Origin of the sequence: Methylophaga sp. UBA2689, assembly GCA_002354555.1 — a bacterium.
Taxonomy (GTDB): domain Bacteria; phylum Pseudomonadota; class Gammaproteobacteria; order Nitrosococcales; family Methylophagaceae; genus Methylophaga.
Genome location: DELT01000031.1, coordinates 33,952 through 51,107, shown reverse-complemented (window position 1 = coordinate 51,107; position 17,156 = coordinate 33,952). Strand labels below are relative to the sequence as shown.

Sequence of the window (17,156 nt, the reverse complement as noted above, 5' to 3'; positions counted from 1 at the left end):
GTTCAAGAACCTATCATGAGTAAAACCGCTTAGCCAAATGGCTAAAAATCAATAAATGATATTTTCCTGTGATCTATTATGTTTTGTTCCGTATTCATAGGTAGTGACGGAGGTTTATTCTGCAGGTTCTTTACTGGCTAATTGCCCAACTTGAAAATAAAAAAGCGAAACCTTTATGAGTGAGAGAGATAAGGCCTTTTTTGATAGAGCGGATGCATTTATCAAACTGGCTAATGAGCAAATGGAGAAAAGCATAGAGGCCGGTGAAGTTAGTGCATCATTTATGTATGGATTGGCCAGATATAGTGCTTGGTTTAGTGCCTCTGGTTGGAGAACTGCCATGGATATGGCAGATGCACGAGATGAAACCGTCGATTTTTTTGTTAATGAATACCGGCGGATGTTGGAATTAAATATGGATGACTATATTCAGAATTTCAACAATTACGTTCAGGCCTCTGAACAACTGCAAAACAAAGGGTAAGCTTTTGCTTACCCTTTCTTATTCTGACACAGCCTTTGAGTCAGTTTTCATTATGGCTTTTACAACCGTTTAACGGTCTGTAGTCATAACTGATTTATATCCCATCTCGTTTTTTTATGCACTAATTAGCAACACAGCATTCAGGAAAGCCGGGCAGGTTTCAGTTACTTTAAAACGTTGAGTTTATCGGCTCGGCCTTTTTAGATGAATTCTCACTGTTATCAAAATCGTTGTAGTATTCAGTTTTATTCACACGATCATTTCAAAGATGATTTATCTTGTTTCTGGGTGAATAACGTAAGGTCTGACCATGAAAATATATTTATCATTTTTCACTGCATTGATTTTACTCAGTGGTTGTAACGCTGGTGAGCCGATAATGGTTTATGAGAGCCGCAATGCACAGCAATGTGAAACCACTGGAATCACACCTGCCGACAGCGCAGCGAAATTAGCAGCAGAAAATATTGAGGTGACTGAAACACATTGTGGTCGAAGAACCGGTGTCGCCTATCCAGCAGCTTGTGGGATGGGGACAGGTACTATCCTGATTCATCAGATAGCTGAGGCAGATCTGGTTACGGCGAGAAATATTGGCTTCCAGGAAGTATCTGAACTGGTAGATCTCGACGCTGCCACTGGCTATGAATTCGTTGATTGTGAGGATAAATAAGGCCAACCGGGCATTATTTATCAGGCTTTGTCGGGTGAATGGCGAAAGCGTATAACGATTTAAATGAGTAGCATGGAATTGATTGTTTTGGTCAGCAACTAAAAAGTTAATCGATGCCAAATCGAAATTCACTTACATTTTATCTTTTATTGTTACTCATTCTTTTTGTGGTGGGAGTCGGCTTGCTGACAAAGTTTGAAGAGGCGCCTTATTCAGATTTGGAGCCATCTGTTGAAGATAAAACTACATCAGAGGTGATTGAGCAGCCGACACCGATGCCGAATATTTATATCGATCAGATTATTACACCTGCTACCGCTGAAAACCGCAGGGAGTTGTATGCCGATTTGCTGACTATTTGCCAGGAAGAGGGCGTTTCGATCCAGGCTCTGTCCGAAACTGAAATGTCACAACTTGGCACCATTCGACTGCAACGCTGGATTGATGAAAACAGAACGGCCTACCGGCTGGAATCTTGGGATTTTCAGTTGGAAGAACCACAACAGCAACCGCATTGCCACTTTCAGCTGATCAGTAGTGGTCGTCATGTCATGATAGATGCGGAGGGACTGACAGGGATCAATCTGAATGATAATCAGCCTTATGATATTGCACCACTAACCAACATGGATGCCAGTTTGTTATTACGCTCTCCAGCGCGACAAGACAAAATGTCGACCGGTCTGCTGAGAGAAGTCGCTGATCAGCCATGTGTTGAATCCAACATTGCTGATTATGAAGAGGCGGTAGTATGCACATGGACTGGAGGTGTCGAATGGGGTTTTGAGCCGCATTCAGATGGTATCAAGTCGGTATTAGATACGCATCACTATGTCTTATTCAGATCGCTTGTTCTGCAGCAGGTTCCGGCTGGGAATGCGTTGGATAAAATCAGCACGATTACTTTCAACATTGGTGAAAAACTTGATGAGGCGGCAATGCAACCTGCCCCTGCCACCGCATTGCCTGCTGAGCAACCGTAACCCTTAATCTTCCGGCTGTTAACACTGTTTTAATATGGCGATGCCAAAATGCAACGATTTTGTCGCATTGGCGTAATTGAGTTATTTAGGTGCTGTTTTATGTTTAAATGCAGTCGGTTTCAAACCTTGTCGAAAAATTACACTCTATAACGACTATGTCTTTACAAAACGTAGTGAAGGAAACGCAAGTGATGGAAAATCACATCATTGATGTGCGCAATCTGAGTAAAAAATATCCTTCCGGATTTCATGCTTTAAAGCAGGTTAATCTGCAAATAAAACGTGGTGAGATATTTGCCCTGTTAGGCCCAAATGGCGCAGGTAAAACCACTCTTATCAGCATTATTTGTGGCCTGGTCAATGTGGACGAAGGGCAGGTAGTGGTTGGCGGTTATGATGTGGTCAAACAATACCGACAGGCACGTAAACAAATTGGCTTGGTACCGCAGGAACTGGCAATTGATGTGTTTGCCTTTGTCTGGAATACCATGGTGTTCAGCCGTGGCGTGTTTGGTAAACCGCGTGATGATGCGTATCTGGAAGAAATTCTCAAGGCATTGTCTTTATGGGATAAACGCCATGCCAAAATTCAATTTCTTTCCGGCGGCATGAAACGTCGAGTGTTGATTGCCAAAGCCCTGGCACATGAGCCGGAAGTATTGTTTCTGGATGAGCCCACCGCTGGTGTCGATGTGGAGTTACGCCGTGATATGTGGCGTCTGGTGGAAAAGTTACGCCAGAGAGGCACCACTATTATCCTCACTACGCATTATATTGAAGAAGCTGAAGAAATTGCCGATCGCATTGGCATCATTAATCATGGTGAAATTCTGCTGGTGGAAAACAAGCAGGATTTAATGAAAAAACTCGGACGCAAGCAACTTATCCTGCAATTACAGCACCCGATTACACAGCTGCCGGATGAGCTCAACGGCTTCGTTCTGCAGCTCGGTGAGAATGGAAAAACACTCACTTATGACTATGTTGATAATCAACCGACCAATCATGTGACTGAGGTACTGGCGGCTATTCATCGTTCAGGGATTGAGCTAAGTGATGTACAGACCAAACAAAGTACACTGGAACAGATTTTTGTCAGTCTGGTGGAGGATGCACGATGAACTGGTATGCCATTAAAGCCATTTATTTATCCGAACTTCATCGCAGCTGGCGTACCCCGTTGCAAAGTATTGCCTCACCGGTTTTGTCTACCTCGCTTTATTTTATTGTATTTGGTTCTGCGATTGGTTCGGCGATGACTGAAATTGGTGGCGTCAGTTATGGTGCCTTTATTATTCCGGGGTTAATCATGTTGATGGTGTTAACCGAATCTACGTCTAACGCTTCATTTGGCATTTATATGCCCAAGTGGTCCGGCGCTATATATGAAGTCTTATCCGCACCGGTTTCAGCTTTTGAGATTGTAGTGGGGTATGTCGGGGCGGCAGCCACCAAATCGATTATTCTGGCAATGTTGATTTTGCTCACTGCCAAATTATTTGTGGATTACTCAATTCTGCATCCGCTGTGGATGATGCTATTTCTGGTATTGACCTGCGTTACCTTCAGTATGTTGGGCTTTATCCTGGGCGTTGTGGCTGATGGTTTTGAAAAATTACAGGTTATCCCATTGATGGTGGTCACCCCGCTGGCCTTTCTGGGAGGTACATTTTATTCAATCAGCATGTTGCCTGAATTCTGGCAGAAAGTGACTTTGTTCAATCCTGTGGTCTATCTGGTCAGCGGTTTTCGCTGGAGTTTTTATGGCACGGCAGATGTAAGCATGACGTTGAGCCTGGTGATGATTTCCACTTTTCTGATTATGTTTATGCTATTTATCTGGTGGATATTTAAAACCGGCTACAAGGTGAAAGTCTGATAGATGGTTTAAATCCATTTCATGCCAGCCATGTGAATTAGCTTAAAGAGACTTTACCTACTGCCATAATTGTTCCAGATGTTTGAAATGCCATTTTGAGGGATCTTCAGGGCCCTCTATGGTTTCCTTGCAACTGGGCAGAGCGAGATCGATGACCTGTATTTGAATTGGCGCTTTTGAACGTAATGAAAAAAATACTTTTACTTTGGGTTTTACCAGAGATGTCACACCGGGCTCAATCACTACGGCCAACCGCTGCGAGGTCAAACGAACTAATGAGCCAACCGGATAGATACCAACCATTTTTACAAAGGCATTGAACAGTTGCTTATCAAAGTGGCCTTCCCATTGAGCCATTTCGCGAATGGTTCCAGCAGGATCCCAAGCTTGTTTATAAGCGCGTTCAGAGGTAACGGCATCATAGACATCACAAATGGCAGCCATTCGCGATAAAAGCGATATTTCATCACCTTGTAAACGGTTCGGGTAGCCCAAACCGTTTATTTTTTCGTGATGATGTAAAGCGATATCGACGACCTCTGGCGCTGCACCTGAGTTTTCCAATAGCTTGGCACCGGCAGCTGGATGCTTTTTCATGATGTTGTATTCTGAGTCAGAAAGCTTTCCAGGTTTGTTTAGTACTTCCAAGGGCATAAGGGATTTACCAAGGTCGTGCATTAATCCACCTACACCAGCTAACTTAACCTGCTCTTCATCCATGTTAAGTTGGCGAGCCAACGATATCATCAATGCACAAACAGCCAATGAATGCATGTATGTATAGTCATCGTGAGTTTTCAGTCGAGCCACACTGAGTATGGCCGCTGAGTTTTGCTGTACCATCAAATCAATTTCATTCACTAGCGGTAAAGTTGTTTGCGGATCAATTGCTTTGCCGAGCCGCGCATCTTTATACATAGCTAAAACCTGTGGCTTCGCATCATTAAAGAGTCTACGTGCGCGACTGATATCTTCTTCCATTGAAGTTTCAACGACGGATGGTTTTTCAGTGGTTTTCTGAGTAACCTCGAGCGTGTCTGAGGATTCTTCAGTTGTATGTTGTGAGGATGGTGTTAAATAGTCTGATTTTTGAAAAGATTCGCCTTTTTCCTCGTCGATCCAGACATCTTTAATGCCTGCTTGAAGAATGCTTTTAATATCTTCGGGATCAGTTAATAAAAAACTGCTGCGTAAAAACGGATGCTTTAACCATGAACCACCCAGCTTATGTATATACATGCCCAGTCGGAGCTCAGTTGAGGCTATGCGTTGAGTCAAAATTTAATACCTTATTTTGTGTTCATTTTTGGGCACATTGTATATAGCTTGTATGTGAAAAAAATGTGTTTCAGCACAAAATTTGTGGTTTTAGCTGTAATTTCAGGAAAATCCTTGGCGACATTATTCGGTATCCTGTGACACGGACACCAATCAGTGATATTAGTGGCGTCACTCAGAATTTTTTCCAGCGCATTGTGAATTGAATATTTAAGATGTTGTCGTTGTAGACTGAAATAAGCAGTATACAAAGTTAGAATATACGCAGAGAAATGATGGTGCTACTTTTGGTGCGGTCAATATTGGGCAGTTTTATCTATTTGACCAAGACTCAAGCAGATATTTATTGATAAACAGTCTGAATCATGCAAAGTTCTATTAATACAAAAATTATGTAATGACAAAAAATAACAATATATATCAATTACAAATGGATAGAGAGATGCAAGAAGATAATCAGCACATACAAACGGAACTGGACAATCTCTTAAACCAGTCGATCTTGGAAGGATTTGTAGAAGTTCCTATCCTGCCGGAAATCGCAAATAAAGCTTTTATGCTGGCCAATGATAAAGAATCAGATGCTAGTCAACTGGCCCAGTTGATTCAAAGTGATCCATCACTGGCAGGTCACGTGATGCGTATTGCCAATTCGGCAGCTTATACGCCGATGGCCAATCTGACTTCGCTGCAACAGGCGATTGCCAGGTTGGGTATGGTGACTGTCAGTGAAATTGCTATCAGCGCTGTACTCAATGCAAAATTATTTAATACCCCGGGCTATGAGGACTATGCAGACGCCATTTGGCAGCAGTCGCTGGCGACATCACTCTGGGCTAAGGAGGTTGCCAGCCACTGTAACGTGAATGTTGAAGTGGCTTTTTTGGCAGGATTGATTCATTCAATTGGTCGCCCAGCCGTACTTCAAACTCTGATTGATATCGCCGAGCAACAAACTTTGCCCTTGAATGATGAAATTGTTCATCAGCTGGAAGATAAATACTGGCTGGCTGTTTCGCAGATGATCGTTATTCGCTGGTGTATGCCGGTACTGGTTATTGAAACAATTCAGCATCTTGAAACACCATCGGCTGATAGAGAAGCAGGTCAATTAGCGGCAGTGGTCAACATGGCCAGGTATGCTGCTAATGCGATGCTGAATGACGAGTTGGCAGATGATTTTCCTGAGGCAGCCATCGCTATTGTTGAATTTGAATCAGCAGATATCCAGAAACTATTAACTAAGAAGGAACAGATCAGCGAACGACTCACACAACTGATGGCTTAGTTATCGTCGTGTTTCAGATAGTCGTTTTTTAACTTCACATAATTCTGGCAAGCATAGTGAAAATAATTTAGTTCGTCCTCGGTTAGCGGTCGAACTTGTTTAACCGGCGAACCCAGATATAGATAACCGGATACCAGTTTTTTTCCCGGTGGCACTAAAGATCCGGCACCGATGACTACATTATCTTCCACCACAACACCATCTAACAGGGTCGACGACATACCCACCAATACCTGATTACCAATTGTGCAGCCATGCAGCATCACCATATGGCCTATGGTGACATCGTTGCCGATAATAAGTGGATTACCATTGGGATTAAACTCACTGGCATGGGTAATATGCAGACAGGAATTATCCTGAATGCTACTACGGGCACCTATCCTGATACGATGCATATCACCACGAATTGACACCAACGGCCAGACGGAGCTGTCATCGCCAATTTCAATATCGCCAATCAGAGAAGCCGTATCATCAATCCATACCCGTTGACCAAGTTTGGGACTGTTGCCTCGAAACGCTTTGATAACCATTAGACTAACTCAGCAGCGTTATACCGCATAACGCCAGTAACGCGACATTAGCCAACAGCCCAATCATGAAAAACCAGGTTCTGGGACTGGGGTTTTGTTTTGTAGAAATTGCGTAATAAAGGACCATGTGAAGAATACGGGCGATGGCAAATACCCAGACGAAAATACCCGTCCAAAAGCTATTGGCTCCAATAAGAACCGCCATGAAGATCGTACCGAGCATCAATGGCAGATTTTCCAGTGAGTTCATAAAGGTACGATGTGCTCGGAACACAAAGGATTCATGGCTGAGGTTTTCCGGAATTTTGCCTGGAATAGCACCAGCTTGGGAAGCTTTGGTTTTACTGGCAACAAACCATTGAATCAGTAACGTGAGCAAAATGATAAATAAGCCGAGAAAAGTCAGATAATAAATAATTCCCATAGTCATTCTTTGCCTCGTAATTTGGTGTTAATTTTATTTGCTCTGGTTGCTATACCGACGTTTTAACAATCGCCCACTCGTTCGCCCTGATATTCGGTATTCATTTTCATCGGTCCAAGTGGCGTGTTCATATCGCTGCTCATTTTGCCCTCCAGACGATTTCCATGAAAGGTGGCATAGCCTTCAAACAGTGTTGTCATGCCTTCAATACTGCAGGATGCTGCATAATCTACCCGGTCAGTTTTGATATCTGCCTTTGTCACGTTGCAACTTTCGTGAAGGTTCATCGCCCCCATGCCTTCATCCAGTTTCGCCTGTGTCAGACATTCCTGATTGTTGATAGTTTGGGCTGGCATATTCATTGGCCCCTCAATGTTAGTGGTGCTGGTATAGCTCCACAGACCCGGCTGCAAATTCGGGGTCTCTGCAAAAAGCGGTGCTGAGAGAAACGTTAAACTGGCGAAGATACTGTAAAGAAAAATAGAATTTTTCAAAGTCTGGCTCCCTTGTTAGTTACATGCTTGACCATGATCCTCTTATGGTGCCACATAAATGAATCTTGCCTGTGACCAAGTTATAGCGCAATAGCCGCGGTAATTTTACGACCGATATTTATGTTTGGATCATAACCTCATAGCTGTTACAGTTAATTTAAGTGCATCAATCTGGTGATTAACACTGTGTAGTTATCCCGAGATACGCGGATAATTTTCTGCCGCACTACTCTCCAACACTTTTCCGATGAATGTTATGGTATTAATCCGTTCATTCAGTTTGATTAATTTAATCAAACAGGAACCTGCAAAAACAAACTTATTCGGCAGCTTATCCCCCGTGTTACTCGCCCAGGCTTTTATCTCATACCACTTTTGGAAAGGAGGTAAGCATTATGGCTTCTATAGATCATTTATCCGATTATCAGCATTCACGACATCAAATGGTTCGCAACCAGTTAATGAACAGAAATCTGAAATCAGACACAGTGCTTGAAGCGATGAGAACTGTTCCACGAGAGAAATTTCTTTCAGAGAATATGTGGGAATTTGCTTACGAGGATTCTGCCTTACCACTGATTGAAGGTCAGACTATATCCCAACCGTATATTGTCGGTCTAATGGTCGAAGCACTCAATCTGAAAGGTGGAGAAAAGGTACTGGAAATAGGTGCCGGGAGCGGTTATGCAGCGGCAATTATCGCCCAAATAGCTGATCAGGTATATGGTATTGAGCGAATCACGGCACTCGCCGAGCGTTCTAAAATGGTTCTGGATAATCTGGGCTATCATAATATTGAAATTATGAGTGGGGATGGCACACTCGGCTATGCCCAGCAAGCGCCTTATGATGCCATTCTGGTATCGGCAGGCGGACCTGAAATTCCTTCTACCTTAAAACAACAGCTAAAAATTGGTGGTCGTCTGGTGATTCCGATCGGCAATCGTCATTATCAACGGTTACTTCAGGTAACCCGGATAGATGAAGACCAGTTTGATGAGGAGATCATCACCCGAGTGCACTTTGTGCCCTTGTTGGGCGAGGAGGGCTGGCATGAACAATCAGATAGCCACAGCATTTCAATAGAAAACTCCTTCTCATCCAGTAAATCACAGCAATCTGCGGAGCAGAATAAATCGGCAGACACCGCAACTTTGATAGCCGAAGCAGCACAGCCAATTGGTTCAATTGAAACGGTTGACCTCACCCCGTTACTTGACCGAATTGGTGATGCACGTGTCGTTCTGTTAGGTGAGGCAACCCATGGCACTTCTGAATTTTACCGTTTTCGAGCCAGACTCACACGGGAGTTGATTGAAAATAAAGGTTTTAACATGGTTGCGGTTGAAGCTGACTGGCCAGATGCCGCACGCATTGATCAATATGTTCGAGAACTGACTACGGCACCTTCTGAATGGCGTGCTTTTACCCGTTTTCCGACATGGATGTGGCGTAATAAGGAGATGCAGGAGTTTGTCGAATGGTTGCGTCGACATAATGGCATGCAGGCCAGACCCAACTTAAAATTGGGGTTCTACGGGCTCGATCTCTACAGCATGTTTTCATCAATTGATGAGGTGATTAACTATCTAAAAGACGTTGACCCAGAGGCTGCAGAGATAGCACGTGAACGCTATGGCTGTTTAACGCCATGGCAATCTGATCCGGCAACGTATGGTCGTGCAGCAACTTCGGGAGAATATGAAAGATGTGAAGATTCGGTTGTGGATATGCTGATGGATCTGATGGAAAAACAGGCAGAGTATGTAGCAAACGATGGAGAGAGTTATCTTGATGCAATGCAGAATGCACGGCTGGTTGCCAATGCTGAAGCCTACTATCGTAGTATGTATAAAGGCTATATCACTTCGTGGAATATGCGCGACAGCCATATGTTTGACACTCTTTGCTCACTATTGGATTTTAAGTCTCAAAATACCGATCAACCGGCAAAAATAGTAGTTTGGGAACACAACTCCCATATTGGAGATGCACGCGCTACCTCAATGTCTGCACGAGGTGAGCATAATGTAGGGCAGTTATGCCGCAGTAAATTTGGCGATGAAGCTTACCTGATCGGTTTTGGTACTCACGCTGGTACTGTGGCTGCTGCTGATAACTGGGGTGAACCAATGCAGGTTAAACTCATTCGTCCTTCAATGGAAGGTAGTTGGGAACGTGTTTGTCATGACACTAAGATTCCTGCCTTTATGCTCGGCATGCGCCAACCCGGCTCCAAAATATTACGCCAACGTTTAGAAGAAGAGCATTCTGAACGTGCAATTGGCGTGGTTTACCGTCCTCAAAGCGAGTTAGCCAGCCATTATTTTCAAGCCCGACTCGGTCAACAGTTTGATGAATATATCTGGTTTGATCACACTAAGGCCATCACGCCACTGAACTTTGAGGCCATGCAAGGGATGCCGGATACTTATCCTTTCGGGTTGTAAAGCAGAATTAACTGCTTCATTACTAATGACCAGCAGAAGGACAATTTAGTAAACGCTGTGTTTTTAACGATCAAGTCCACACGTTTCTATGCCAGAGAGAATAAACCTCTGCGGCTTCCAGTAAGGAATGTCATGTTCTAAGAACATTCAAAGGAGGGAATATGATTGAATTCGTCACGCCAGCAGCAGAATGGATAGCAGCCATTATTGAAATGTTGGGGGTGTTTATTATTCTGCTACTGACTGTTTATGCGCTCATCTCCGCGGTAGTTCATTTGATGATGAGAAAAAGCCCTACTGAAACGATATATCGTGAGGTGCGGCAACGTCTCGGTCAGGGTATTTTACTTGGGCTGGAGTTTCTGGTGGCGGCAGATATCATTCATACCGTTGCAGTTGAGTTAACCTTCCAAACTGTTGGAGTGTTAGCGATCATCGTTCTGATACGTACCTTTTTAAGCATTGCACTGGAGGTTGAGCTGACTAGTAAGTGGCCTTGGCAGCAAAATGAAAATACCAGGTAATGACTTTAGGACTAATTTATCTTTCATAGCCTCCAGCAGTGGTGGACCTGAATGATAAACAAGGACTAATGTCTCAAGCTCACTGCTTGCCAGTAATGTCTTGACCAGTAGGTATTTTTAAGGCTGGAAATCATTACACCCCGGGTGGTCGATGCATGTAAAAATTTATGGTCTTCCAGATAAATACCGACATGACGTCCATTACGAAAAAATACCAGATCACCGGAACGTAATTCAGCCCTGGGTATCTTTCGCCCGTTACGAAATTGCTGGTCGGTACTTCTGGGTAAATCAATACCAAACAAATCACGAAAAGTGACTTGTACAAAGGCAGAACAATCGATCCCTGAGCGACTTATGCCTCCCATACGATAAGGTGTGCCGTGCCATTCGTTATGCTGTTGATAAAGCAGCAACATAGCCTGGATTTCATCATAATAATGAGTATCAGTTGCAGGTTGAGAAATGTGCGCGCTCTCTGGTGATTTGCTCGAAAGTTTGGGAGCCGTTCCACAACCGGAAAGCATGGCCAACATTGGCAAAAATGCTATGCAAAATCGCCAATGTGAGGTTATAAAAAATTTGTAATGTATTTTGGTCATTAACTTTATGGCTTCAAATTCTTAACTATTCAAACAGATTAAAAACCATATAGTTCTCTATTTACAGGATATTTTCATGATTTTTGGCAGATTAACTGAAAAAAAGGGGATTTCTGTTGAAAATATGATTAATTCTCTTTCAGCATCATCTGAATTTCTCAAAATAGCTGGCAGCTGTGTCAGCTTCACAAGACAAATTTGACTATGTTTAGGCAGAAATTTTAGCACTGTCATACTTTTGCCATGAACTTTCAGTAGGTTTTAACTACCAACACTCTATCTGTTGCACAGACAAATCTGTTTATATATAAGTGGCTTGAAGGTAATTGAATGACGGATAAATTTGCTGAATTAACGCTGGTAATCATCATAGCTGGAGCAGCTCTTGCCTTATTTTCCAACATGAATAAGCGATCTTTTTTAAAAGATAATCATTGGAATGGTGAAATTGTTGCACTGACAATTATTACGCTGATCAGTATGGTTAGTTTTCCACTAATTGATGCCACGTTGCCCTGGCTGGATTTTGCGGATCTGCATTATTATAATGAAGTAGCATGGCTAGGCCTTATAAAGGGCATTTTAGGATTATGGCTATTGCATAGAGCTGTTCGTGATTACAGTGCTATAGGCGAACCGCAGAAAAAAATTGTGGCTAAAGGAATTTATCGATTTATACGCTATCCGTTTTATTCTGCGCTTTTAGCCTTGGTTCTTGCCCAGCTTCTGTTAACACAGAACTGGTTGGCCGGTGTGGCCGGTTTAATCACATTCGCTTTGGTTTATTGCTTAAGAGTGCCACGTCAAGAAGAAGATGGGCTTGAGAAATATGGGCATCATTATCTTGAATATATGTTGCAAACGGGGGATATCTGGCCACGGCTCCCTTTTAAACACTAAAATTGGAATAATATTTTCTTCAGCCAGGATGGCTATAGAAAAGAATGAATTTAAAAACTGTTATGGAAAACATTAATGCTTAATATTCGTCCGCTATCTCGGGAGCATTTAGCTTCCCTGATGGAAAATGCGACTGTAATTGAAACGGACAAAAAAGGTATTAAAGTGGCAGTTTTGCCTGATGGGCAATACTTAAAATTTTTTTACCGCAAGCGCTTTCTAAATAGAGAGCTACTTGCACCAGCGGCAGTTAAGTTTGCCCGCAATGCTTATCATCTGACCCAACTCGACATTCCTACACTGCAAGTGAAGGCTTTGCATCGCATTAACGGTGAAGCACACACTGTAGCTATTTACTCTCCCTTACCCGGCCGTACCTTAAGAGACATTGTTAACTCCAATGAAGCTGATGCAAATTTGATGTATCGCCTGGGAGTGTTTTTGGCGAGGGTGCAGCGGCAGGGGGTATATTTTCGTTCAATTCATCCGGGAAATATTATTGTAAACGGGATGGATTTTGGCCTTATCGATATTCTTGATATGCGTATCCATTGGTGGTCTTTAAGTCGCTGGGCGAGACGGCGAAACTGGCGGCATTTCTTTCGCTATCCACGAGATTGGGAAAATCATGGCGACTTGATCGAAGCGCTTATCAAAGGCTATCGTCATTCTGCCGATCTGCCTTTGCGCGAACTGAATTGGTTAGAACGTATTATTGGTAAATTTATTTCCACCTGATTTTTAGCCCTAACCAACTTATCGGTCAGACAGGGCATTTTTGCGTAAAATGCCGCACATGACGACTCTAAATAAAGCTTCCAACGAATATGATGTAATCATCATCGGTGCCGGTGCGGCTGGATTGATGTGCGCTATTTCTGCTGGTCAGCGCGGCCGAAGTGTGCTGGTAATTGATCATGCTAATAAAGTAGGTAAGAAGATCCTGATGTCAGGTGGCGGACGTTGTAACTTTACCAATATGTACTCCGCCCCGGAAAACTTTATTTGCAGCAATCCTCATTTCGTCAAATCGGCATTGAGCCGTTATACACCCTGGCACTTTATTGAATTGGTTGAGAAGCATCAGATTGCATATCACGAGAAAAAACTGGGTCAGTTATTTTGTGATGAGTCATCAAAAGAAATCCTACAGATGTTACTGGCGGAATGTGCATCAGCTGGGGTGAAAATTATCACAGATACGCCGGTTCAGGTGGTTGAAACCGGAGGTCAAAAATTGCTGGAAACCCCTCAGGGTAAATTACAGTGTGAATCGCTTGTGATCGCAACCGGAGGATTGTCAATTCCCAAAATGGGAGCAACCGGCTTTGGTTTTGAATTAGCCAGAAAGCTTGATATACCGGTGTTGCCAACACGGGCAGGGTTAGTACCTGTGGTGTTGGATGATCATAAACTCAAACCGCTTGCCGATCTTAGTGGTATTTCATTGGATACCATCACGGAAGCTAACCAAACTTCATTTCACGAGAATATTCTGTTTACTCACCGTGGTTTGAGCGGCCCTGCGATATTACAGGCATCAAGCTATTGGCAACCTGGCGAGCCGCTGAAAATCGATCTGTTTCCTGGAATTGAGTTGGCTGGATATTTAGCTGAAATGCGTGTTGAAAAATCCAAAACAGCTCTGAAAACCATTCTTGCCGAAAAACTGACCCGTCGGGTAGCACAGCTTTGGTGTGATCAGTGGGTTGAAGACAAACCGGTCGGTCAGCTTTCCGATGCAGATATCGAACATGTTGTGTCACAGTGCCAGCCCTGGACATTTAAGCCATCCGGCACGGAAGGTTATCGAACGGCCGAAGTAACTTTGGGTGGTATTGATACTGATGCATTATCTTCCAAAACGATGGAGTGCAAGAATCATCCGGGATTGTATTTTATTGGAGAGGTGGTCGATGTTACCGGTCATTTGGGCGGGCACAATTTCCAATGGGCCTGGGCTTCGGGCCATGCCGCTGGACTGTATGCCTGAATAAATATTGTCAGAAGTTTGAGGCTCTATTTAAAAAACGTTAACGTTCTATCAATAAAAGTTATTTTCAACAGCGATTGAAATCGTTTGTCACTATCATACTAATTCAATTGCAGGAGATCCCCATTGCTGGAATTACTGACAGATGCTCAGGTTATTACCGTGTTAGTGACCGCACTGGTGGTTGGACTGGTTGTGGTCTTTCATTATGAAGTCATTCAGCAATTGAATCGTTGGTGCCCGACCCATCCTTCCAGGGTTGCAAAGCATCGTCACCGGCCGATAATTTTGGCCACGATGTTTGCTTTATTGTTTGCACACATCATTGAAATCTGGTTATTTGGCGTGGCCTTTTGGGCTTTATTGAGTCAAACAGGGTATGGGGCAATCAGTGGCTATGATCATATTAGCCTGTTAGATAGCGTGTACTTCTCTGCCGCCACCTATACCACGGTTGGTTGGGGCGATTTGGCAGCTACCGGTCATATTCGATTTCTCGCCGGTACAGAAGCCTTAGTGGGATTTATGATGATTACCTGGTCAGCTTCTTTCAGCTATCTTATTATGGCGCGGGCCTGGGGAAATGAATCTGATTAACGCTATGTAAAAAGGACTTAGCATGCGATTTCAAACCATTCCGATCATAAGAATTTTTGATGAAACCAAAGCGAAAGAATTTTATCTGGATTTTTTAGGCATGACTTTGGATTGGGAGCATCGTTATGGTGCGCGGTTTCCGGTTTATATGCAGGTTTCCAGAGATAATCTTGTTTTACATCTCAGCGAGCATTCAGGCGATTGCACGCCGGGATTAAAGGTTTTTGTGAAAACAGATCAGTTTACTCCGCTTTATAATGAGATCACTTCCCGACCCTACAAATATAACCGTCCCGAAATTTCTACAGCACCCTGGGGTAACAGAATTTTTGAAGTGATAGATCCCTTTTGCAATAAAATTCTATTTAATGAAGAGCTTAACTTGTAGACGATAAACAGGCCCTAAAATCAATCTTCAGCTATTTTAAGAGGTCGTGCGTATTCCGGTTTCTTTTGTATGCGTCGCCCAAAACGGAAGGGAAGTATGATTCTCAAGCTGTGCCTGTAAAAATTCCAAACTCACATGCCAGCCACCGGCCACAGCAAGTTTATGTTCTGTCCGGCTCATACAGTTTTACGTATAAGGTCGATAGCGATGAGGTAGTGACTTCGGGTGATGTCAACCTCACCGATCCTCAAAGAAGAATAGGTTCCATGGAGGACAGCATGGAAGCAGCTATTCAAATCACAGGTTTGCTGATGGGAGCTGGTTTTTTTCTTCAAATCGCTGGATCTGCCAGACGAAGAAAATGCCGGTGACCATAACCGCTGCTGCCATCCACAATGCTGATAGATAATTCCCGGTCAGCGTGGATAAATAACCCGCCAAAGCGGGGGCTATAAGTTGAGCAATGCCATAACTTATCGTCAGTTTGGCCATGGCTTTGGCAGGGTTATGAGGAAATTTATGGCCGACATACACCAGCATCAGGCTGACAATTCCTGCAAAGGTGGCACCAAATAACAACGCGCCAATTACATTAAACAACAACGATTCACTGAATAATGGAATCAGGATGGAAAGCAATATAATTGAATAAGCGGCGATGATGGCCCATGTCTCACCGATGCGCTCAGCCACTTTGTCCCAGATAATGCAGGATGGAATGGCCGCAACACCCAGCATCACCCAGATAAGATTGCCGTGTCCCGTCAAGCTGGGCATTCCTTCAAGAATCGCTACGATAAACGTCGCGCTAATCACATAACCGACCCCTGCACAGGCGTAAGCAGCAATCATTAACCGCATCCATTTATTATTTGGCGCTGCAAAATCCGCAGTGGGAGCCTGTTGCGTTGCAGGTGCTGGCATCAGATACCAGGCGGGCAGGAAAAACAAAATACCGAAAATCCCCATAATCAGCCATTGCTCAGCCCAATTGAAATAGGGCGTAATCAAAACAATGACGAGTCCAGGTATCGCAATACCAAATCCTAAACCGGAAAAATGGATACCTAATGCTGATTTGTAACCATTTTGTTTCAGCCAGCCCATCACAAATCCTGCTGCCAGAATTATTCCGGCCGTACTGCTCAGCCCACCTATGAACCGCAGAATGCTCCATAAAATAATATCAGTGGTAACAGCCATTAATACGGTGCTTAACACCGCCAAAATCAGGTTGATTCGGTAGAACAGAAACTTGGTTTTGAGGCTGGTTAAAAATGAAATCAACACTACGCCTGACAGGTAACCAATGTAATTAAACGTGGCCAGCCAACCTCCACTTAATGTATCCAGTGAGGTTTCATTTAACATGATGGGCAAAAATGGCGTGTAGGCAAAACGGGCAATACCGACGGTTAAAATTAAAGCACATATCCCAGCCAGAATGACCTGATGTCGAGGAGAGAGTGAAAATCGATTTGTGATCATAACCAGAATATTACCTGAAGTATTTTAACGCTCTACCTTTTACCATAAGTCTTTATTGGGTGTGTTGTCGTGATAATTCCAATTATCGATGTATAAATAATTACAGAGCATTTTTAATGGAAAGATTGTCATCTGTTCTATTAATCCCCACTTAATCCATCTGAGTTACAGTCAA

Annotated in this window: 19 protein-coding genes; 13 read left to right on the top strand and 6 right to left on the bottom strand. The window is 43.4% G+C overall.

The window, feature by feature from the left end; genetic code table 11:
- Positions 1-175 precede the first annotated feature (175 nt).
- The 5 genes from B3M51_RS02955 to B3M51_RS02935 all read left to right on the top strand — a co-directional run bounded on the left by B3M51_RS02955 (position 176) and on the right by B3M51_RS02935 (position 4,019).
- Positions 176-484, top strand: coding sequence for a DUF3144 domain-containing protein (locus tag B3M51_RS02955; RefSeq protein WP_292756712.1), 309 nt, complete (start codon positions 176-178; stop codon positions 482-484).
- Between the two features lie 310 nt (positions 485-794).
- A complete protein-coding gene (locus B3M51_RS02950) occupies positions 795-1,157 on the top strand; it encodes a hypothetical protein (RefSeq protein WP_292480168.1) in 363 nt (120 codons plus the stop codon).
- Positions 1,158-1,339: 182 nt separating this feature from the next.
- Entirely contained in the window at positions 1,340-2,140 is an 801-nt protein-coding gene (locus tag B3M51_RS02945; protein ID WP_292756710.1) for a hypothetical protein, read from the top strand.
- A 191-nt stretch (positions 2,141-2,331) separates the two neighbouring features.
- Positions 2,332-3,261 (top strand): ABC transporter ATP-binding protein, encoded by a 930-nt coding sequence (locus B3M51_RS02940; RefSeq protein WP_292480165.1) that lies wholly within the window; start codon positions 2,332-2,334, stop codon positions 3,259-3,261.
- Positions 3,258-4,019, top strand: coding sequence for an ABC transporter permease (locus B3M51_RS02935; protein WP_292480163.1), 762 nt, complete (start codon positions 3,258-3,260; stop codon positions 4,017-4,019). The genes B3M51_RS02940 and B3M51_RS02935 overlap by 4 nt, the downstream gene beginning before the upstream one ends.
- A gap of 57 nt (positions 4,020-4,076) precedes the next feature.
- Here B3M51_RS02935 and B3M51_RS02930 read toward each other — a convergent pair whose 3' ends face one another.
- Entirely contained in the window at positions 4,077-5,297 is a 1,221-nt protein-coding gene (locus B3M51_RS02930) for an HD-GYP domain-containing protein (protein ID WP_292756707.1), read from the bottom strand.
- Positions 5,298-5,739: 442 nt separating this feature from the next.
- On the opposite strand from B3M51_RS02930, the gene B3M51_RS02925 reads away from it, so the two are divergent.
- Entirely contained in the window at positions 5,740-6,585 is an 846-nt protein-coding gene (locus tag B3M51_RS02925; RefSeq protein WP_292480158.1) for an HDOD domain-containing protein, read from the top strand.
- Here the strand turns inward: B3M51_RS02925 and B3M51_RS02920 are convergent.
- The 3 genes from B3M51_RS02920 to B3M51_RS02910 form a co-directional block, all read right to left on the bottom strand.
- On the bottom strand, positions 6,582-7,121 hold the full coding sequence (locus B3M51_RS02920; protein ID WP_292480156.1) for a gamma carbonic anhydrase family protein: 540 nt from the start codon (positions 7,119-7,121) through the stop codon (positions 6,582-6,584). The genes B3M51_RS02925 and B3M51_RS02920 overlap by 4 nt on opposite strands.
- 4 nt (positions 7,122-7,125) lie before the next feature.
- Positions 7,126-7,545, bottom strand: coding sequence for an MAPEG family protein (locus B3M51_RS02915; RefSeq protein ID WP_292756705.1), 420 nt, complete (start codon positions 7,543-7,545; stop codon positions 7,126-7,128).
- A 62-nt stretch (positions 7,546-7,607) separates the two neighbouring features.
- Positions 7,608-8,039, bottom strand: coding sequence for a DUF3617 domain-containing protein (locus tag B3M51_RS02910; protein WP_292756703.1), 432 nt, complete (start codon positions 8,037-8,039; stop codon positions 7,608-7,610).
- A 395-nt stretch (positions 8,040-8,434) separates the two neighbouring features.
- Here B3M51_RS02910 and B3M51_RS02905 point away from each other — a divergent pair, with 395 nt between their 5' ends.
- Both B3M51_RS02905 and B3M51_RS02900 read left to right on the top strand, forming a co-directional pair.
- Positions 8,435-10,489 (top strand): protein-L-isoaspartate(D-aspartate) O-methyltransferase, encoded by a 2,055-nt coding sequence (locus B3M51_RS02905; RefSeq protein WP_292756701.1) that lies wholly within the window; start codon positions 8,435-8,437, stop codon positions 10,487-10,489.
- A 161-nt stretch (positions 10,490-10,650) separates the two neighbouring features.
- Positions 10,651-11,013, top strand: coding sequence for a DUF1622 domain-containing protein (locus B3M51_RS02900; protein WP_292480148.1), 363 nt, complete (start codon positions 10,651-10,653; stop codon positions 11,011-11,013).
- A 65-nt stretch (positions 11,014-11,078) separates the two neighbouring features.
- On the opposite strand, the gene B3M51_RS02895 is transcribed toward B3M51_RS02900, so the two are convergent.
- Positions 11,079-11,549, bottom strand: coding sequence for an NlpC/P60 family protein (locus B3M51_RS02895; protein ID WP_292756699.1), 471 nt, complete (start codon positions 11,547-11,549; stop codon positions 11,079-11,081).
- Positions 11,550-11,945: 396 nt separating this feature from the next.
- Here B3M51_RS02895 and B3M51_RS02890 point away from each other — a divergent pair, with 396 nt between their 5' ends.
- The 5 genes from B3M51_RS02890 to B3M51_RS02870 all read left to right on the top strand — a co-directional run bounded on the left by B3M51_RS02890 (position 11,946) and on the right by B3M51_RS02870 (position 15,493).
- Positions 11,946-12,515, top strand: a complete 570-nt coding sequence (locus B3M51_RS02890) for an isoprenylcysteine carboxylmethyltransferase family protein (protein ID WP_292756697.1) — start codon at positions 11,946-11,948, stop codon at positions 12,513-12,515.
- 75 nt (positions 12,516-12,590) lie between these two features.
- Positions 12,591-13,253 carry a toluene tolerance protein gene (locus B3M51_RS02885; protein WP_292480143.1) on the top strand — a complete coding sequence of 221 codons (663 nt, stop codon included), beginning with the start codon at positions 12,591-12,593 and terminating at the stop codon, positions 13,251-13,253.
- 58 nt (positions 13,254-13,311) lie between these two features.
- Positions 13,312-14,508: an NAD(P)/FAD-dependent oxidoreductase gene (locus B3M51_RS02880; protein ID WP_292756695.1), complete on the top strand. Its 1,197-nt coding sequence runs from the start codon at positions 13,312-13,314 to the stop codon at positions 14,506-14,508.
- Positions 14,509-14,634: 126 nt separating this feature from the next.
- Positions 14,635-15,105 (top strand): ion channel, encoded by a 471-nt coding sequence (locus tag B3M51_RS02875; protein WP_292756693.1) that lies wholly within the window; start codon positions 14,635-14,637, stop codon positions 15,103-15,105.
- A gap of 22 nt (positions 15,106-15,127) precedes the next feature.
- Positions 15,128-15,493 carry a glyoxalase superfamily protein gene (locus B3M51_RS02870; protein ID WP_292756691.1) on the top strand — a complete coding sequence of 122 codons (366 nt, stop codon included), beginning with the start codon at positions 15,128-15,130 and terminating at the stop codon, positions 15,491-15,493.
- 297 nt (positions 15,494-15,790) lie between these two features.
- On the opposite strand, the gene B3M51_RS02865 is transcribed toward B3M51_RS02870, so the two are convergent.
- Positions 15,791-16,981 (bottom strand): YbfB/YjiJ family MFS transporter, encoded by a 1,191-nt coding sequence (locus tag B3M51_RS02865; protein WP_292756689.1) that lies wholly within the window; start codon positions 16,979-16,981, stop codon positions 15,791-15,793.
- Positions 16,982-17,156 lie beyond the last annotated feature (175 nt).

What these genes read in the sequence shown, in the direction of transcription:
- B3M51_RS02955 (WP_292756712.1), top strand. Translation starts at nt 176, where the DNA reads ATGAGTGAGAGAGATAAGGCCTTTTTTGATAGAGCGGATGCATTTATC.
- B3M51_RS02950 (WP_292480168.1), top strand. Translation starts at nt 795, where the DNA reads ATGAAAATATATTTATCATTTTTCACTGCATTGATTTTACTCAGTGGT.
- B3M51_RS02940 (WP_292480165.1), top strand. Translation starts at nt 2,332, where the DNA reads ATGGAAAATCACATCATTGATGTGCGCAATCTGAGTAAAAAATATCCT.
- B3M51_RS02935 (WP_292480163.1), top strand. Translation starts at nt 3,258, where the DNA reads ATGAACTGGTATGCCATTAAAGCCATTTATTTATCCGAACTTCATCGC.
- B3M51_RS02925 (WP_292480158.1), top strand. Translation starts at nt 5,740, where the DNA reads ATGCAAGAAGATAATCAGCACATACAAACGGAACTGGACAATCTCTTA.
- B3M51_RS02920 (WP_292480156.1), bottom strand. Translation starts at nt 7,121, where the DNA reads ATGGTTATCAAAGCGTTTCGAGGCAACAGTCCCAAACTTGGTCAACGG.
- B3M51_RS02915 (WP_292756705.1), bottom strand. Translation starts at nt 7,545, where the DNA reads ATGGGAATTATTTATTATCTGACTTTTCTCGGCTTATTTATCATTTTG.
- B3M51_RS02905 (WP_292756701.1), top strand. Translation starts at nt 8,435, where the DNA reads ATGGCTTCTATAGATCATTTATCCGATTATCAGCATTCACGACATCAA.
- B3M51_RS02900 (WP_292480148.1), top strand. Translation starts at nt 10,651, where the DNA reads ATGATTGAATTCGTCACGCCAGCAGCAGAATGGATAGCAGCCATTATT.
- B3M51_RS02895 (WP_292756699.1), bottom strand. Translation starts at nt 11,549, where the DNA reads ATGTTGGCCATGCTTTCCGGTTGTGGAACGGCTCCCAAACTTTCGAGC.
- B3M51_RS02890 (WP_292756697.1), top strand. Translation starts at nt 11,946, where the DNA reads ATGACGGATAAATTTGCTGAATTAACGCTGGTAATCATCATAGCTGGA.
- B3M51_RS02885 (WP_292480143.1), top strand. Translation starts at nt 12,591, where the DNA reads ATGCTTAATATTCGTCCGCTATCTCGGGAGCATTTAGCTTCCCTGATG.
- B3M51_RS02880 (WP_292756695.1), top strand. Translation starts at nt 13,312, where the DNA reads ATGACGACTCTAAATAAAGCTTCCAACGAATATGATGTAATCATCATC.
- B3M51_RS02870 (WP_292756691.1), top strand. Translation starts at nt 15,128, where the DNA reads ATGCGATTTCAAACCATTCCGATCATAAGAATTTTTGATGAAACCAAA.
- B3M51_RS02865 (WP_292756689.1), bottom strand. Translation starts at nt 16,981, where the DNA reads ATGATCACAAATCGATTTTCACTCTCTCCTCGACATCAGGTCATTCTG.